Here is a 17509-nt window from a genome sequence, read left to right on the forward strand (position 1 = left end):
CTCTGGCCGGACGATTTGTCCGGTCCGCGGCAAAATCTCTCCTTGCCTTCGCTGTCGAAACAGAGTTTCTCGCCGGCGGGCCACGCCCCCCCAACGGGGCGCTGTCCATCTGTAAGGATGGGAGACATCGATATGACGACCCTCGCCAAGCCGGCGATCCGCCCGGCTCGCCCCGAGTTCTCTTCCGGCCCCTGCGCCAAGCGCCCAGGCTGGACCCCCGAAAATCTCAGAAATGCTGTCCTCGGCCGGTCGCACCGTTCGAAGCTGGGCAAGGGCCGCCTGAAGGCCGCCATCGACCAGACGCGCGAAGTCCTGGAAGTCCCCGCCGACTTCCTGATCGGCATCGTCGCCGGTTCGGACACCGGCGCCGTCGAGATGGCGATGTGGTCGATGCTGGGCGCCAAGCCCGTGCAGCTGCTGGCCTTCGAGTCCTTCGGCAAGGACTGGGTCACCGACGTCACCAAGCAATTGAAGCTGCCCAACGTCGAAGTGCTCGACGCGCCCTACGGCCAGCTGCCCGACACCTCCAAGGTCGATCCGGCCAAGGACCTGGTCTTCACCTGGAACGGCACCACCTCGGGCGTCCGCGTTCCGAACGCCGACTTCATCTCGGCCGACCGCGAAGGCGTCGTCATCTGCGACGCCACCAGCGCCGCCTTCGCCCAGGACCTGGACTGGACGAAGCTGGATGTCGTGACCTTCTCCTGGCAGAAGGCCCTGGGCGGCGAAGGCGCGCACGGGATCCTGATCCTGTCGCCGCGCGCCGTGGCCCGCCTGGAAAGCTACACCCCGGCCTGGCCGATGCCGAAGCTCTTCCGCATGACCAAGGGCGGCAAGATCGCCGCCGACATCTTCGAAGGCGCGACCATCAACACGCCGTCGATGCTGTGCGTGGAAGACGCGCTGGACGCCCTGAAGTGGGCCGCCTCGATCGGCGGCCTGGAAGCCATGCAGGGCCGCGCCGACCAGAACCTGGCGGTCATCGCCGACTGGGTGGCCAAGACCCCGTGGGTCGAGTTCCTGGCGGCCACGCCGGAAATCCGCTCCAACACCTCGGTGTGCCTCAAGGTCGTCGATCCCACGATCGCGGCCCTGTCGGACGACGCCCAGGCCGACTTCGCCAAGAAGCTGGCCAGTCTGCTCGAGAAGGAGGGCGCGGCCCTCGACATCGGCGGCTATCGCGACGCCCCGGCCGGCCTGCGCATCTGGTGCGGCGCCACCGTCGAGGCTTCGGACCTGGAAGCCCTGACGCCCTGGCTCGACTGGGCCTTCGCCACGGTCTCGGCCGAACTGGCCGCCGCTTAAGCTCTTAAAGACAGCGACTGGAATCCTCGTCCCTCGACCTGTTCGGGACGAGGATTTCAGACCCCCACATCAGCAGTCGTCGCCCAAGCTCCGCCCAAGGACCGGCACGACTTTCAAGATCGGACACCTCACCATGGCTCCTCGCGTCCTCATCGCTGACAAGCTCAGCCCCGCCGCCGTCGAGATCTTCAAGAACCGCGGCCTCGACTTCGACATCAAGGTCGGCCTGACCAAGGACGAACTGATCGCCGTCATCGGCGACTATGACGGCATCGCCATCCGCTCGGGCGCCAAGCTCGACAAGGACGTGATCGCCGCCGCCCACAAGCTGCAGGTCATCGCCCGCGCCGGCATCGGCGTCGACAATGTCGACATCCCCGCCGCCACCGCCAAGGGCGTGGTGGTGATGAACACCCCGTTCGGCAACTCGATCACCACGGCCGAGCACGCCATCGCCATGATGTTCGCCCTGGCCCGCCAGCTGCCCGCCGCCGACGCCTCCACCCAGGCCGGCAAGTGGGAGAAGAACCGCTTCATGGGCGTGGAGCTGTACGCCAAGACCCTGGGCCTGATCGGCGCCGGCAACATCGGCGGCATCGTCGCCGACCGGGCTCTCGGCCTGAAGATGAAGGTCGTGGCCTACGACCCCTTCCTGTCGCCGGAACGCGCCATCGAGATGGGCGTCGAGAAGGTCGAGCTGGAAGACCTGCTGGCCCGCGCCGACGTCATCACCCTGCACACCCCGCTGACCGACAAGACCCGCAACATCCTGTCGGCCGACAATCTGAAGAAGACCAAGAAGGGCGTGCTGATCGTCAACTGCGCCCGCGGCGGCCTGGTCGACGAAGTGGCCCTGCGCGAGCTGCTCGACAGCGGCCACGTGGGCGGCGCGGGCTTCGACGTGTTCGTCACCGAGCCGGCCAAGGAAAACCCGCTGTTCGGTTCGGACCGCGTGGTGGCCACCCCGCACCTGGGCGCCAGCACCAACGAAGCCCAGGAGAACGTCGCCCTGCAAGTCGCCGAGCAGATGAGCGACTATCTGCTGACCGGCGCCGTCACCAACGCGCTGAACAGCCCGTCGATCACCGCCGAAGAAGCCCCCAAGCTGAAGCCGTTCGTGGCCCTGGCCGAGAAGATCGGCGCCCTGGCCGGCCAGATGGTCGACTTCGGCATCAAGGCCATCGACATCGCCTACGAGGGCGAGGTCTCCAACCTCAACGTCAAGCCGATGACCTCGGCCGCCCTGGCCGGGATCCTCAAGCCGATGCTGGCCGAGATCAACATGGTCTCCGCCCCCGCCGTGGCCAAGGATCGCGGGATCACCGTCTCGGAGAGCCGCCAGGAAATCAGCCCCACCTATGACAGCCTGATGCGCATCACCATCACCACCGAGAAGGGCAAGCGCGCCTTCGCCGGCACGGTGATCGCCGGCGCGCCGCGCATGGTCGAGGTCAAGGGCATGGAACTGGACGCCGGCTTCGCCCCGGCCATGCTCTACATCAACAACCTGGACAAGCCGGGCTTCATCGGCGCCCTGGGCATGCTGCTGGGCGAGGCGGGCGTCAACATCGCCACCTTCAACCTGGGCCGCCTGTCGGCCGACGAAGACGCCATCGCCCTGGTCGGCGTCGACCAGGCCCCGGACGAGGCCCTGCTGGCCAAGATCCAGGCCCTGCCACACGTCAAGGAAGCCCGCGCCCTGACGTTCTGATCCCTCCGAACCCTTCTCCCCTTGCGGGATAAGGTGTCAGCGAAAGCTGACGGATGAGGGGTCTTTCAGACCTATCCGCCGCGTCCAGCTTGATCGCTGGGCGCGGCGGTTTTCGTTGGCGTGACGGCCTATGGTTGAGTTGCGGAATCTGCTACCGTCGCTTGTCCGGTGGAGCTGAAAAATGATCGATCATCTTTCAAGAGACGAACTGGCCGAGATCGCCCGCAGCGGCGGAGGCCTCGACCTCCGCGTCGGCAAGCGCAGCGCGGAGGACCTGTGCTTCATCGCTCGGGCCATGGTTCCGGGCAGCCTGTTCATCCTTCGAGGGCCCGCGTCGTTCACGCTGGAGGAGCTCTCCTTCATCGCCCGAAGCGGCAATGGCGCGGTGGTTTTCCAGGGCTGAGCCAAGTCCGGCGCGGTGAAGATCCTGTGCAGGTCGGGAGGCGATGCGGCCAAGCCTGGGCTTCGCCATTTTCAAGCCTCACCGGACCGGCTAGGTGCGGAGATCCCAGCCAGGAGCTTCGATGTCCCTCCGCGCCCGCAAGATCAACCGTATCGTCTTCATCGTCTTCCTGAGCGCGTCCGCCTACGCCCTGGCCAAGGCCCTGTTGCCGGGCGACGACAGCGTCGGCTTCATCCCCTGGGACAAGGCCAAGCACTTCATCGTCTTCTACGTGCTGAGCGTCCTGGCCAGCCTGGCCCTGCCGCAGAGCCGGCTGCACCGCATCGGCTTGGTCCTCCTGGCGTTCGGCGGCTCGATCGAGATCCTGCAGGGCTTCGTCGGCCGCGACGCCTCGTGGTTCGACCTGTTCGCCGACGCCTGCGGCATCAGCGCGGCGTTCGGACCGATGCTGGTGTCCAAGTGGTGGCGGGAGACGGCGCGGTTCTGATTTTGTCCGTTTTCCCGGCGAAGGCCGGGACCCAGATGGCAGATGTAGAGGCGGAGTCCATAAGCTCAGCGCTCATCCAGCCCGCCCAAATGGATGGGATCTGGATCCCGGCCTTCGCCGGGAAAACGGATTAAAAGGTCCCACCCCGCCCTTCGCCGTCCCTGAACCGCGCCGCGCCCGCCCGGGCTTCGCGCCGCAGGGGCTCCAGCCCGCCGATCCCCTCGACCTTCAGCGCCTCTTCCAGCGAGACGTCCCACTGGGCGAAGGCCGAGGCGCGGTCGGCGCGCAGGCAGATCTGCGGGAAGACGGCGATCTGGGCGGCCAGGGCCTGGGCCGCGCCAAGCGCCTCGCCGGCCGGGACCACGCGGTCGGCCAGGCCCCAGCTCAGCGCCTCGACGGCCTCGACCGCGCGGCCGGTCAGGATCATGTCCAGCGCCCGGCCCTGGCCGACGATCCGCGGCAGCCGCACCGTGCCGCCGTCGATCAGCGGCACGCCCCAACGCCGGCAGAACACGCCGAAGATCGCGCTGGCCGACGCCACCCGCAGGTCGCACCACAGGGCCAGTTCCAGCCCGCCGGCCACCGCGTGGCCCTCGACGGCGGCGATCACCGGCTTGGACAGCAAGCGCCGCGTCGGCCCCATCGGACCCTCGCCGACCGGGTCGTAGCGCTCGCCCTCGCCGGAGGCGGCGACGGCCAGGTCGAACCCGGCGCAGAACGTTCCGCCGGCCCCGGTCAACACCGCCACGGCGGCGGTCGGATCGGCCTCGAAGGCGTCGAAGGCCGCCCGCAGTTGCAGGGCCGTGTCGGGGTTCACCGCGTTGCGCTTGTCCGGGCGGTTGATCGTCACGGTCCAGACCGGGCCGTCGGTGTGGAGCTCGACTTCGGCCATCTCAAATCTCCGCGCGTCCGGGTCGGCGCCCTTTGTCGCAGCATGACGGGCTCGGCTTGACTCTCCAACCTCGGAGGATCAGAACAAAAGTGGAACATTGGAGTGTGCAGCATGCCCGGGGCGAAACCCGCCCTTTCGGCTTTGAGAGCCCAGATCGCCGCCTTGGAAGCGGGGACTCGGACTCCGCCGCCCGTCCTGCCGTTCGGCGATCCGCGCATCGACGGCTGCTTTCCGGGCGGCGGCCTGCAACGCGGCGGCTGGCATGAGGTGGGCGGGTCGGGGCTGGAGGAAGAGACCGGCGCCGCCCCTGCGGCCTTCACCGCCCTGATGCTGCGGCCGCTGGCGGCCCAGGGCGCGGTGGTCTGGGTGATGCGGCGTGACGACCTGCACGTGCCAGGCCTGGTCAATCTGGGCTTTCCGGCCGAACGCCTGATTCAGGTGCGGGCCCGCGACGAGGCCGAGGTGCTGGCGGTGCTGGAGGACGCCCTGGCCACGGTGGGCGTCGCCGCCGCGATCGGCGAGGCCGAGACCCCCGACCTCAAGGCCGGCCGCCGCCTGCAGTTGGCCTGCGAGCGGCGAGGCTCGACCGGGGTGCTGCTGCGAAGACGGCCCTATGGCGGGCCGGTGGGCAAGGTCCGGGAGGTGTCGGGTTCGGCCGTCCAGACCCGCTGGCGCGTCGCCGCCGCTCCCAGCCAACCCCCGCCGGGCGAGCCGGGCCTGGGCCCGCCACGCTGGCGGGTCGACCTCGAACGCTGCCGGGGCGGCCGTCCCGGCGCCTGGATCCTCGAACAAGCGGAGGCCGCCGATGGCCCGCATCCTTTCCGTCTGGTGTCGCAACTGGCCGATCACGACGTGGCGGCGAGCGAACCCGAACTTCGGCGCGCCGGGTGACGCCAAAGCCTCCCCCCGTGGGGGAGGCGACCGCGCAGCGGTCGGTGGGGGGAGTGATCGGAAGGTCGGTCCCGCCGGTGGTCGACGGCCTATTCCTCCCCCCTCCGTCGCCTGCGGCGACACCTCCCCCACGGGGGGAGGCTCTGTTCCGCCCGTCGCCCTGATCGCCACCGAAGGCGGCACGCGCCGCCTGGCCGCCGTCGACGACGCAGCCGCGGCCCTGGGCCTGCACGTCGGCCAGAAGGCCGCCGACGCCGCGGCCCTGGTCCCCGACCTGCTGACCGCCGATCACGATCCCGACGGCGACCGCGCCGCCCTGGAGATCCTCTGCGACTGGTGCGTGCGCTTCTCGCCGGCCGTGGCGATCGACGGGCTGGACGGCCTGTTCCTCGACGTCGAGGGCGTCTCCCACCTGTGGGGCGGCGAGGCGGCCATGCTGGACGACCTGCTGGCCCGCCTCGAACGCTGGGGCGCGCCGGCGAGAGGCGCGATCGCCGACACCCCCGGCGCGGCCTGGGCCCTGGCCCGCTACGCCCCCGACCGCACCATCGCTCCGCCAGGCGGCCAGGGCGCGTTACTGGCCCCGCTGCCGGTCGCCGCCCTGCGCCTGGACGAGGCCGCCCAGGCCCAACTGCCGCGCCTGGGCCTGTTCCACATCGGCCAGCTCTTGACCCTGCCGCGCGCCCAGCTGGCCAAGCGCTTCGGCCTGGCCGCCGTGCTGCGCATCGACCAGGCCCTGGGCGCGGCCCGCGAAGCCCTGACCTTCCGCCGCCCCGCCACCCCCTGGTTCGACCGCCTGGCCTTCTTCGAACCGATCAGCGCCCTGGAGGACCTGGAACGGGTGACGGGGGATGTCATGATCTTGATCTGCCGCAGGCTCGAAGAGGAAGGGCAGGGCGCCAAGCGCTTCGAGGTTGTCTTTCACCGCCTGGACGGCAAGGCCATGCCGGTCGCGGCCGGCCTGTCGCGACCGGGGCGCGACGCCAAGCGACTGGCGCGTCTGCTGGCGCCCAAGCTGGGGGTGATCGATCCCGGTTTCGGGATCGAGGTGGTCACGGTGTTCGCCCTGGACGTCGAACCGCTCTCGACGGTCCAGACCCGGATGGACGCCGAGGCGGGCGTCGGTGTCGACGAGAGCTTGGCGCCCCTGATCGATCGCCTGATGAACCGCCTGGGAAGCGCTCGCGTTTGGCGCGCCGACCTGCGCGAAAGTCATGTCCCGGAACGCTCGGTCATGCGGTCGGCGCCTTTGGCGGCGCCGGGCGAAAAGTCGTGGGATCCGGCTCGTCCCCGACCCTCGCGTCTTCTCAAGCGACCCGAAGCCATCGAGGTGATGGCCAAGCTTCCCGATGATCCGCCCGTGCGCTTTCAATGGCGGAACAAGACCCACCGTGTGCGCCACGCCGAAGGCCCGGAACGCATCGGCCAGGAATGGTGGCGCACCGCTTTCGACGAGGTGGGACCCGCCAAGATCCGTGACTACTACCGCGTGGAGGACGAGGCGGGCGGTCGGTACTGGATCTACCGCCAGGGCCTGTACGGCGTCGGCGATGAACCGAAATGGTGGCTGCATGGCCTGTTCGGATAAGGCCTGTCCTTGTGAGGGGAAGGGGCGATGACGGCCTATGCCGAGCTGCAGGCCACTACAAACTTCTCTTTCCTGCGCGGCGCCTCCCACGCCAAGGAGCTGATGTTCACCGCCGAGGCCTATGGCTTGAAAGCCCTGGGTGTCACCGACCGCAACACCCTGGCCGGGGTGGTGCGACCATGGACGTTCGCCAAGGACGAAGGGCTGAAGGCGCGCGCCTTGACCGGCTGTCGCCTGGATTTCGCCGACGAGACGCCGAGCCTGCTTTGCTACCCCTCGGATCGCGAGGCGTTCGGAAGGCTGACGCGCCTGCTAACCGTGGGCCAGCTACGCGGGGAGAAGGGGGAATGCCATCTCTTCTGGGAAGACTTCCTGCAATACGCCGAAGGACAGCTTGCCCTGATCGTACCGCCGGCTCGTCTCGACGAGACATTCGAGGCGCATCTCAACCAGATGGCCGGCGAGCTGCGCGGCCGGGTCTGGCTGACGGCCAATCGCGCCTATGCCGCCCAGGATCTCAAGCGCCTGGCGCGGCTGGCCGATCTGGCGCGGGATGCGCGCGCGCCGATGGTCGCTACAAACGACGTGCTCTACCACGCACCTGAGCGTCGGGTGCTGCAAGACGTCATGACCTGCATCCGTGAAGGCTGCACGATCCAGGAGGCCGGGTTTCGCCTGGAGGCCAATGCCGAGCGCCACCTCAAGCGCCCAAGCGAAATGGCCCGCCTCTTCGAGCGTTGGCCCCAGGCGGTGGAACGCACCCTGGAGATCGTCGAGCGCATCGATTTCGACCTGGGTCAGCTCAAGTACGAATATCCCGACGAGCCCGTTCCGCCCGGCAGCACGGCGATCCGGCACCTGACCAAGCTGGCCTGGGACGGCGCCAAGACGCGCTATCCCGGCGGCGTGCCGGACAAGGTCAGGACCTTGCTCAAGAGCGAGTTGAAGCTGATCAAGAAGCTCAAGGTCCCCGACTATTTCCTGACCGTCCACGACATCGTCAAATGGGCGCGCGACCAGAAGATCCTCTGCCAGGGACGCGGTTCGGCCGCCAATTCCTCGGTCTGTTTCTGCCTGGGCGTCACGGCGGTGGATCCAACCAAGCCTAATCAGGACCTGCTCTTCGCCCGGTTCCTCTCCGAGGAACGGGGCGAGCCGCCGGATATCGACGTCGACTTCGAGCATGATCGCCGCGAGGAGGTGATGCAGTACGTCTACCGGCGCTATGGCCGCCACCGGGCGGCGATCTGCGGCACGGTGATCCACTATCGGCCCCGCAGCGCCATTCGCGACGTCGGTAAGGCGCTGGGTCTGACGGAAGATATCACGGCTCAGCTGGCCAATACGGTCTGGGGCAGTTGGGGCGATGGTCTGCCGGAGGAGCATATCCGTCAGGTCGGACTCGATCCGGAAAACCCCGCGATCAAGCGGGCGGTGCTGCTGGCGACCGAACTGCTGCAGTTTCCACGTCATCTGTCACAGCATGTCGGCGGCTTCGTCCTGACCAAGCGTAGGCTGGACGAGACCGTGCCGATCGGCAACGCCGCCATGGCGGATCGCACCTTCATCGAATGGGACAAGGACGACATCGACAGCGTCGGCCTGATGAAGGTCGACGTTCTGGCCTTGGGCATGTTGAGCGCCGTCCGGCGCGCCTTCGACATGCTGCGCGCGGACCATGGCCTGCCTCTGTCGGATCTGGCGCACATTCCGCAGGAGCAGGACGAGGTCTACGCCATGTTGCAGAAGGCGGACTCCGTCGGCGTGTTCCAGGTCGAGAGCCGGGCCCAGATGTCGATGCTGCCGCGCCTGAAGCCGAAGACCTTCTACGACCTGGCCATCCAGGTGGCGATCGTGCGTCCCGGCCCGATCCAGGGGAACATGGTGCACCCCTACCTCAAGCGGCGCGGCCAGCCCGAACTCGTGACCTATCCGAAGCCGGCGCCGCCGCATCCGCAGGACGAACTGAAGGGGGTCCTGGAAAAGACCCTGGGCGTGCCGCTGTTCCAGGAACAGGCCATGCGGATCGCCATCGAGGGGGCGAAGTTCAGCGACGCCGACGCCAATGGACTGCGGCGCTGCATGGCCACCTTCCGCAGCCAGGGCGACCTGGGCGTTTACCAGGAGAAGTTCGTCGGCGGCATGATCGCGCGTGGTTACGATCCCACCTTCGCCAAGGACTGCTTCGAGCAGATCAAGGGTTTCGGCTCGTATGGCTTTCCGGAAAGCCATGCGGTGAGCTTCGCCCTGCTGGTCTACGCCTCCTCGTGGATCAAATGCTCATGGCCCGACGTGTTCTGCGCGGCGCTGATCAATTCCCAGCCGATGGGGTTCTACCAGCCGGCCCAACTGGTGCGCGACGCGCGCGAGCATGGGGTCGAGGTGCGGGCGCCGGACATTCTGATGAGTGACTGGGATTGCACGCTGGAGACGGCGTCGCCCCTGACGGGGCGGGAGCGGCGGATCGCCGACGACAAAATCTTCAATCCCGATACGCGCCCATTCTGGAAAGCCGTTCGCCTGGGGCTGCGCCAGATCAAGGGGCTGAAGGAGGACGACTCCAAGCAAATCATCACTGTCCGCGCCGCCGGCGCCCGCGCGCCCGCCGACTTCGCGCGGGCCGGGGTGTCGCAGCGCGCGCTGGAGCTGCTGGCCGAGGCCGACGCGTTCGCGTCCATCGGCCTCTCCCGGCGCGACGCGCTGTGGGCGGTCAAGGGGCTGAAGGGCGAGGTCAAGGTCGACAGCCAGGCGCCGCTGCTGGCCGGCCTGCCGTTGTTCGAGGACGCCGTCGCCCTGCCGACCATGGCCTTGCCCCAGCAGGTGGCCGAGGACTATCGCACCACCAGCCTGTCGCTGAAGTCCCACCCGCTGCGCTTCTTCCGGCCGGGGCTGGAGCGGCGCGGCGTGATCCCCGCCGAGGGGCTGAAGGGCCTGCCCAACGGTCGTCGGGTCAGCGTCGGCGGGCTGGTGCTGATCCGCCAGCGGCCGGGCACGGCCAAGGGCGTGGTGTTCCTGACCCTGGAGGACGAGACGGGCGTGGCCAACGCGGTGGTCTGGAAGGACTGCTTCGACGTGCACCGCCGCACGGTGATGAGCGCCTCGTTCCTGATCGTCCACGGCAAGGTGCAGTCCGCCGAGGGGGTGATCCACGTGGTGGCCGAGGACTTCACCGATCTGTCAGCTGAGCTGGCGCGGATGAAGGAAGACCCCGAAGCGCCCGCCCCGGCGGTGCGGATGCGGACGTCGGGGCGGCTTCAGCGGAGCCGGGATTTTCACTGAGTTTCAGAATCCCTCTCTCTGAGAGAGAGGGCGGGGCCCGCCGCGTAGCGGTGGAAGGGTGAGAGGTTACAATCTCTCAGAAGGAAACTCCGACGAGGACGCCGGAGTGTCGGCGGGCGCATCGGCAGTGTGAAATCGCGCCCCCCCTTAAGTCGCTCAAGAGCCCTGGATTTGACTGCCAGCGGTGAAACCTCTCACCCTCCCACCGCCTTTGGCGGCGGGCCCCTCCCTCTCTCAAAGAGAGAGGGATTCGGAGGCGCGGCTCACCACCACCGTCTTCGCCTCAGCCACCTCGGCCAACAACGCGAACAGCGCCACGGTGTCGATCGGCTTGCGCAGCACGCCGTCGGCGCCGTCGGCCCGGTAGCGGGCGACGTCGTCGTCGAAGACGTTGGCGGTCAGCATCCAGACGGGGGTGCGGGGCTTGATCGAGGCGGCTTCCACGCGGCGGATCTCGGCCAGGGCCGCAACCCCGTCCAGCACCGGCATGTTGACGTCCATCAGCACCAGGTCGAAGGGCTCGGCCCGCCAGGCGTCCAGGGCCTTGGCCCCGTCCTCGGCGAACACCAGCTGGACCGGCGAGGCCGCCAGCAGGGCGGCCAGCACCCGGCGGTTGGCGGGATTGTCCTCGGCGGCCAGCACCCGGATCGGAGCGGCCACGTTCGCTTCCGCCGACGACCCCGGAGCCGGCGACCCCGCGACCGGCGGCGCCAGGATCGCGGCCTCGAAGGCGAACCAGAAGACCGCGCCGCGCTTGCCGGCCTTGCCGGATCGGGCGTCGCCGCCGGGGACGTCGTCCACGCCGATCTCGCCGCCCATCAGGGCCAGGTTGGCCGCGCAGATCGACAGGCCCAGCCCACTGCCGCCCAGGCTGCGGCCCCGCTCGGTCTGGTCGAAGGCGTCGAACATCCGGGGGCGGTCCTCCGGCGGCACGGGCGCGCCGGTGTCGCGCACCTCGATCAGGGCGCTCAGCGTCTGGTCTCCAGTCGCGCCGGCCAGGCGGACCACGACGGCCCCGCCCGACGGCGAGGCCTTCAGGCCGTTGGAGACCAGATTGACCAGGGTCTGCTCCAGCTTGGCCTCGTCGGCCAGCACGCCGTAGGCCAGGTCCGGATCGGCGTCCTCGAAACTCAGCAGCACGCCGACGGCCTGGGCGTGGGCGCTCCACACCCGCACCACCGTGCGGACCAGGCGGCGCAGGTCGACCGGCGCCAGGGTCAGGGCGGCCTGGCCGGCCTCCAGCTTGGTCAGGTCCAGCACGGTGTCGAGCAGCCGGGTCAGCTGGGCGCCGCCCTCCAGCACGCCCTGGGCCAGGTCGGCCTGGGTGGAGGTCAGGAAGGTGTCGCGGCGCAGGGCGTGGGCGAAGCCCAGCACGGCGTTGAGCGGGGTGCGGATCTCGTGGCTGGCCACGGCCAGCAGGTCGGACTTGGCGCGGCTGGCGGCCTTGGCTTCGGCGATGGCCTCGGTCAGGTCGGCGTTCTTGCGCGCCAGGTCGCGCAGGGCCTGGGCCAGGGCGCGGTCGGTCATCTGCTGGCGCCAGGTGGCGGAGAGGACGGCGGCGACGAACAGCAGCATGGCCGCGCCGTAGTGGTTGGCGGCCAGCGGGGTGTGGCGGTCGAAGGCGATCCACAGCAGCGTCGCCACGGGCGGCCCGACGGCGGTGATGTAGCTGACCTTGCCGGTGTGCACGCGCAGGGCCGCGAACAGCAGAACGCAGGTGGCCACCAGGGCGGCCTCGACGCGCATGATCGGCTCGCCGAACAGCCGGATCTTGACGGCCAGGGCGCAGGCGTTGAGCGACAGCAGGAAGACTAGGCCGATCGACCACCAGCGCAGCCGTCGGAAGGCCACCAGGGGTTCGGGGTGCCGCAGCGCCACCTCGGTGGCCAGGTACAGCGCGGCGTAGATGACCAGCTCGGCCAGGCCGAACAGGGTCATGGGCAGCGGCGTGTAGATCGCCAGCAGGCCCACGAAGACGACGACCAGAACCAGACGGGCGCGCACGATGCCGCGGGTATATCGAACGAACCCGTCCAGGCGGGTGACATCCACCGTCTGTTCGATCATCCAGGCTCCCGCCGACGCTTACTGTTGTCCCAGGGATGAGACGGCCCGCCCTTGGAAGCGTGGCTAGGCAAAGCATGGGAAGGTGATTCTGGCTTTTCCGCTCGCCTTATGGGCGATGGATGCGGCGGGTTTGAATCAGACCTGGGTCCTGGCGGTCGCGGCCTTGGTCTTGCTGGGGGCCGCCAGGGCGGGCGACACGGTGCGCAGGGCCTCGACCAGGGCGAACAGCTGGGTGCGCACGCTGAACTCGTCGCCGGCCAGGGCGGCGGCTTCCAGGGCGGCCAGGGCCTCGATCGAGATCGGGGGCAACGGCGTCTGGGGCGCGGCCTCGGTGACGCCCGGAGCCTTGGGCCGGGCGATCTCGTTGATGTCGACCAGGGCCTCGGTCAGCTTTTCGCCGGGACGCAGGCCGGTGATCTTGATCTCGATGTCGCGGTCGGGAACCAGGCCCTGCAGCTCGATCATCCGCCGAGCCAGATCGATGATCTTGACCGGCTCGCCCATTTCAAGCGTCAGGACGCCGGTCGGCGGCTCGGCGTCGACCGCCGACAGCGCCACGGCCCGCAGCACCAGCTGCACGGCCTCGGGGATGGTCATGAAATAGCGCTCGACCTGGGCGTCGGTCAGGGTGACCGGTCCGCCGCGAGCGATCTGATGCTGGAAGATCGGCACCACCGAGCCGGCCGAGCCCAGCACGTTGCCGAACCGCACGACGCTGACGCGGGTGGCGCCGCCGCAACCGAACTGGCGGACCACGGCCTCGGCCACGCGCTTGGTCGCGCCCATCACGCTGGCCGGAGCCACGGCCTTGTCGGTGGAGATCAGGGCCAGGTGGGCCGCGCCGCAGGCCTTGGCGGCGGCGGCGACGTTGCGGGTGCCCATCACGTTGGTGCGCACGCCTTCGCAGGGGTGGTTCTCGACCAGGGTGACGTGCTTGAGGGCGGCGGCGTGGAACACCAGCTCGGGCCTTTCGGCGGCGAACACCAGGTCCAGGCGGGCGGCGTCGCGCACGTCGCACAGCACGTCGCGGCGCGGCAGCTGCGGCCAGGCCTCGCCCAGCTCGCGGTCGATATGGAAGAGGTTGGCCTCGGCGGAATCCAGCAAGGTCAGCTGGGCGGGGCCGCTGGCGGCGATCTGGCGGGCCAGTTCCGAACCGATGCTGCCGCCGGCCCCGGTGACCAGCACCCGCTTGCCGGCCACCAGGGCGCGGACGGGGTGGGGATCCAGGCGCACCGGCGCGCGGCTGAGCAGTTCCTCGAGGCTGATCTCGCGCAGGCTGGCGCCCCCGACCGACATGCTGGGCGCGCCCATGTCCACCAGGCCCTGGCGGCGCAGCAGGCGCACGCCCTCGGTCTTCAATCGGCCCAGGCGCTCGGCCCCGAAGGCGCTGAGCGGACCGTCGGTCAGGAACAGCAGGGCCGCCGGCTGCAGGCCGCCGTCGCGCAGCTGGGACATGACGCCGTCGAAATCGTCGATGGCGCCCAGGATGCAGACCCCGCCCAGCTCGTCGCCGGTTTCGCTGGCCTTGGGGGTCAGCACGCCCACGGGGGCGTAGCGTTCGCCCAGGGCGGCGGGGGCGCGAAGGAAGGCCTCGGCCTCGCTGGCCGTGCCGATGATCAGCAGGCGGGGCAGGGCCGGCGAGGCGGGCGCCGGGCGCAGGCGGATGAGCGAATCGACCAGCACGCGATCATAGATCGTCCGGCGGATGATACGCAGCCAGGCCAGCAGGCTGACCTGCACCAGGAAGACGACGAACAGGGCGCGCACGCCGCCCGAACGGTGGACGCCGATGGCTTGGCCCAGCACGGCGAAGGTCAGGGTGGTGAGAAAGGCCGAACGGGCCAGGCGCAGGGCGTCGCCGGCCCCGAAGAAGCGCCAGGGCGAGCGCTCGAGCCGGAACACCAGCTCGATCATCAGGGCCGAGACGGCGAACAAGGCGGCCTGGAACAGGGTGGTCTGCAGCAGAGGGGGCGGTTCGAACGCGGCGGCGCCGGCCGTCACCAGGCGCGCCAGGATCAGGGCCACGAAGGCCAGCACCATGTGCGCCGCGATCTTACCCATACGACCCATGAACACTAACTCCCGCCACGGTCGCCCGAAAAACCGCTTCGCCGGGGGGACTTAGCACGCTCCGCGTGCGTCGTCGCCCCGTCGAGGTCGATGGTTAGCGGGTGTTGCGGATCAGCCTCGCGCCAGGGGCAGAAGCTCGACCACGTCGCCGGTCGCGGCCGGCGGGGCGCCGACGGGGCGCTTCACCAGGCAGTCGGCGCGGGAGAAGACGCCGATCAGCGAGGAGTCCTGGTCGGGGAACGGGGTGACCCGCACCCGGCCTTCGGCGTCGATGGCGCGGGCCGCGCGCATCCAGTGCTCGCGGGGGCCGGTGGCGGGCAGGGGGGCGGTCAGGAGGCCGGCGCTGATCGCCAGCGTCGGGTCCGCGCCGGTCAGGGCGGCCAGCAGGGGACGCAGGAACAGCTCGGCGCAGACCAGGGCCGAGGCCGGGTTGCCGGGCAGGCCCAGCACGCGGCGGCCATCCCCCAGAAGGCCGAACCAGGTCGGCTTGCCCGGCCGCACGGCGATGGTCTCGACCCGTAGTTGCAGGCCCAGGGCGGCCAGCGCCGGCTTGACCAGGTCGTGGTCGCCGACCGAGGCGCCGCCGACGGTGACGATCAGGTCGGCCTCGGCCGCCTTTACCGCCTGGGCGATGGCGTCGAGGTCGTCGGCCTGGGCGCGCAGCCTGACGGCCTCGCCGCCCCAGGCCTGGACAAGGGCCGCCAGGCTGAACGAGCCGGACTCGAAGATCTGGTCGGGCGCGGGCGTCGCGCCGGGCGGGACCAGTTCGTCGCCGGTGGCCAGGATGGCGACACGGGGACGGCGCGCGACGTCCAGCTTGGCCCGGCCGGCGCTGGCGGCCAGCGACAGGCGCCAGGCGTCGATTCGCGCGCCTTGCGCCAGCAGGGCGTCTCCGGATCGGAAATCGCCGCCGGCCGGCCGGATGTTGTGAGGCGGCGGGTCGCGGTCGATCGTGAAGGTCACGGTCTCGCCGTCGCGCGTGGCGTTTTCCTGGATCACCACCAGATCGGCGCCGGACGGCACGGGCGCGCCGGTGAAGATCCGCACCGCCTGGCCGGGTCCGACCGGCTGGCCATAGGCCCGGCCCGCGGCGCTTTCGCCGATGATCTGGAAGCGGGTGTCGGGCGAGAGGTCGGCGCGTCGGATGGCCCAGCCGTCCATGGCCGAGGCGGCGAACGGCGGCTGGTCACGATCGGCGACGATCGGGGCGGCCAGCACCCGGCCGAGGGCGTCGGGCAGGGCGACCTGTTCGACGCCCAGCCGCTCGGCGTCGGCCAGCATGCGGCCGCGCGCCGCCTCGACCGTCAGGTTCTTCAGTTGAAGCTTGTCGCCGCTCACGCCCCGCACACTCCCAAGACCCGCCCCAACCATGAGCCATTTGTAACGCGCGTCGCCGGGCGGCGCTGTTATGGTTTTCCGATAGCCGCCCTAGAATTGATCGGGGAGATTTTCGTGATGACCAAGCGCGACGCCGACAACGACGGGGGGCTGGCCGGCTGGCTGCGGACCCTGGCCCTGACCCTGGCCATCGTGCTGGTTCCCCGCGTGGTGCTGTGCCAGCCCTTCACCATCCCGTCGGGGTCGATGGAGCCCACCCTGCAGGTTGGCGACTACATTCTGGTCAGCAAGTATGCCTACGGCTGGAGCCGCCATTCGATCCCGCTCAGCCCGCCGCTGCCGCAGGGCCGGCTGCTGGGCCAGGCGCCGGCGCGGGGCGACATCGTGGTGTTCAAGAAGCCCAATGACGGCCGCACCGACATCATCAAGCGGCTGATCGGCCTGCCGGGCGACAAGGTCCAGGTGGTCGAGGGCGTGCTGCGGATCAACGACCGGCCCGTGCGCCGCGAATGGCTGGGGACCACGGTCGAGGCGCCGTTCGGCGAGATGATCCCGGTCGGCCAGTTCAAGGAGACCCTGCCCGGCGGCAAAGCCTATGTCACCAACAGCTGGGGCTCGGGCACGCCGGGGGCCAACACCGGGGTCTATACGGTGCCCCAGGGCTGCTTCTTCATGATGGGCGACAATCGCGACAACAGCCTGGACAGTCGCTTCGACGCCGGGGCGATCCCCAAGGGCGAGGCCGCCTGCAAGTGGGACGCCGCGCTGGACGCCTATCTGCCGCCGGAGCTGGGCATGGGCTATGTGCCGGCCGACGACCTGGTGGGCCGGGCCGAGATGGTGGTGGGGTCGATGCGGCCCGGCGCCAGCGTGCTCAAGCCCTGGACCCTGGTCAGCCACATGCGCTGGGAACGGACGTTCCACCGGCTGGGCGGGAGCGTTTAGGTCGATCGACCTTTCAGCACCGTGCGTGGTCCTCGTCCTTCGACAAGCTCAGGATGAGGACCACTTTCATGCGTCGGCTGTCGAGAACCTCATCCTGAGCTTGTCGAAGGACGAGGTTCTTGGTCTCGCAAACACCCGCCAGGGTCGTGTTCGCCCCTGCTATCTGTCACTTTCGCCGCCTTTAGGAAAACGTCGGTATCCATAGTCTCGCGCTTCCCTTTCGGAGAAGTACCATGCAGCGCTATGTGATCGAACGTGACATCCCCGGCGTCGACGCCCTGGACGCCCAGCAACTGAGCGGCGCGGCGGCGACCTCGAACAAGGCCCTGGCCCAGCTGGCGCCCAAGGTTCAGTGGGTCCAGTCGTTCGTGGCCAAGGACAAGACCTTTTGCATCTACCTGGCCGAGGACGAGGCGGCGATCCGCGATCATGCCCGGCTCAGCGGCTTTCCGGCCAATCGGATAACGCCGATCGCCGGAATCATCGACCCGACCACGGAACGGGCCTAGGCTTTGACCCGGGGGAGCGGCCAC

The 17509-nt window shown here is 69.4% G+C and carries 13 protein-coding genes; 9 read left to right on the forward strand and 4 right to left on the reverse strand.

The features are described from left to right. Nucleotides 1-132 precede the first annotated feature (132 nt). From G3M62_RS04020 to G3M62_RS04035, 4 genes are all read left to right on the forward strand, one after another. Nucleotides 133-1305 carry a phosphoserine transaminase gene (locus G3M62_RS04020; protein ID WP_165184912.1) on the forward strand — a complete coding sequence of 391 codons (1173 nt, stop codon included), beginning with the start codon at nucleotides 133-135 and terminating at the stop codon, nucleotides 1303-1305. A gap of 133 nt (nucleotides 1306-1438) precedes the next feature. Beyond that, complete coding sequence (gene serA / locus G3M62_RS04025; protein ID WP_165184914.1) at nucleotides 1439-3016, forward strand: phosphoglycerate dehydrogenase; 1578 nt, start codon at nucleotides 1439-1441, stop codon at nucleotides 3014-3016. 181 nt (nucleotides 3017-3197) lie between these two features. Next, nucleotides 3198-3419 carry a hypothetical protein gene (locus tag G3M62_RS04030; protein ID WP_165184915.1) on the forward strand — a complete coding sequence of 74 codons (222 nt, stop codon included), beginning with the start codon at nucleotides 3198-3200 and terminating at the stop codon, nucleotides 3417-3419. Nucleotides 3420-3540: 121 nt separating this feature from the next. Continuing rightward, nucleotides 3541-3906 (forward strand): VanZ family protein, encoded by a 366-nt coding sequence (locus tag G3M62_RS04035; RefSeq protein WP_165184917.1) that lies wholly within the window; start codon nucleotides 3541-3543, stop codon nucleotides 3904-3906. 130 nt (nucleotides 3907-4036) lie between these two features. Here G3M62_RS04035 and G3M62_RS04040 read toward each other — a convergent pair whose 3' ends face one another. Continuing rightward, nucleotides 4037-4798 (reverse strand): crotonase/enoyl-CoA hydratase family protein, encoded by a 762-nt coding sequence (locus G3M62_RS04040; protein WP_165184918.1) that lies wholly within the window; start codon nucleotides 4796-4798, stop codon nucleotides 4037-4039. A 111-nt stretch (nucleotides 4799-4909) separates the two neighbouring features. On the opposite strand from G3M62_RS04040, the gene G3M62_RS04045 reads away from it, so the two are divergent. From G3M62_RS04045 to G3M62_RS04055, 3 genes are read left to right on the forward strand one after another with little or no spacing between them, the layout of a single operon-like run. Continuing rightward, nucleotides 4910-5689 (forward strand): ImuA family protein, encoded by a 780-nt coding sequence (locus G3M62_RS04045; RefSeq protein WP_165184920.1) that lies wholly within the window; start codon nucleotides 4910-4912, stop codon nucleotides 5687-5689. Next, nucleotides 5604-7277, forward strand: coding sequence for a Y-family DNA polymerase (locus tag G3M62_RS04050; RefSeq protein WP_425483824.1), 1674 nt, complete (start codon nucleotides 5604-5606; stop codon nucleotides 7275-7277). Before G3M62_RS04045 ends, G3M62_RS04050 begins: the two co-directional genes overlap by 86 nt. A 27-nt stretch (nucleotides 7278-7304) precedes the next feature. Further along, nucleotides 7305-10556, forward strand: a complete 3252-nt coding sequence (locus tag G3M62_RS04055; protein ID WP_165184921.1) for an error-prone DNA polymerase — start codon at nucleotides 7305-7307, stop codon at nucleotides 10554-10556. 234 nt (nucleotides 10557-10790) lie between these two features. On the opposite strand, the gene G3M62_RS04060 is transcribed toward G3M62_RS04055, so the two are convergent. The 3 genes from G3M62_RS04060 to G3M62_RS04070 all read right to left on the reverse strand — a co-directional run bounded on the left by G3M62_RS04060 (nucleotide 10791) and on the right by G3M62_RS04070 (nucleotide 16031). Continuing rightward, complete coding sequence (locus tag G3M62_RS04060) at nucleotides 10791-12623, reverse strand: response regulator (RefSeq protein ID WP_165184923.1); 1833 nt, start codon at nucleotides 12621-12623, stop codon at nucleotides 10791-10793. A gap of 135 nt (nucleotides 12624-12758) precedes the next feature. Then, nucleotides 12759-14693: a nucleoside-diphosphate sugar epimerase/dehydratase gene (locus G3M62_RS04065; protein ID WP_165184924.1), complete on the reverse strand. Its 1935-nt coding sequence runs from the start codon at nucleotides 14691-14693 to the stop codon at nucleotides 12759-12761. 111 nt (nucleotides 14694-14804) lie between these two features. Then, nucleotides 14805-16031 carry a molybdopterin molybdotransferase MoeA gene (locus G3M62_RS04070; protein WP_281360082.1) on the reverse strand — a complete coding sequence of 409 codons (1227 nt, stop codon included), beginning with the start codon at nucleotides 16029-16031 and terminating at the stop codon, nucleotides 14805-14807. Nucleotides 16032-16148: 117 nt separating this feature from the next. Here G3M62_RS04070 and lepB point away from each other — a divergent pair, with 117 nt between their 5' ends. Both lepB and G3M62_RS04080 read left to right on the forward strand, forming a co-directional pair. Further along, the gene (gene lepB, locus G3M62_RS04075; RefSeq protein ID WP_165184927.1) at nucleotides 16149-16976 is read left to right on the forward strand and encodes a signal peptidase I; all 828 of its coding nucleotides are present in this window, start codon (nucleotides 16149-16151) and stop codon (nucleotides 16974-16976) included. Between the two features lie 233 nt (nucleotides 16977-17209). Beyond that, on the forward strand, nucleotides 17210-17485 hold the full coding sequence (locus G3M62_RS04080) for a DUF4242 domain-containing protein (protein ID WP_165184929.1): 276 nt from the start codon (nucleotides 17210-17212) through the stop codon (nucleotides 17483-17485). The last annotated feature ends 24 nt before the right edge of the window (nucleotides 17486-17509 follow it).

Origin of the sequence: Caulobacter soli, assembly GCF_011045195.1 — a bacterium.
Classification (GTDB): Bacteria; Pseudomonadota; Alphaproteobacteria; order Caulobacterales; family Caulobacteraceae; genus Caulobacter; species Caulobacter soli.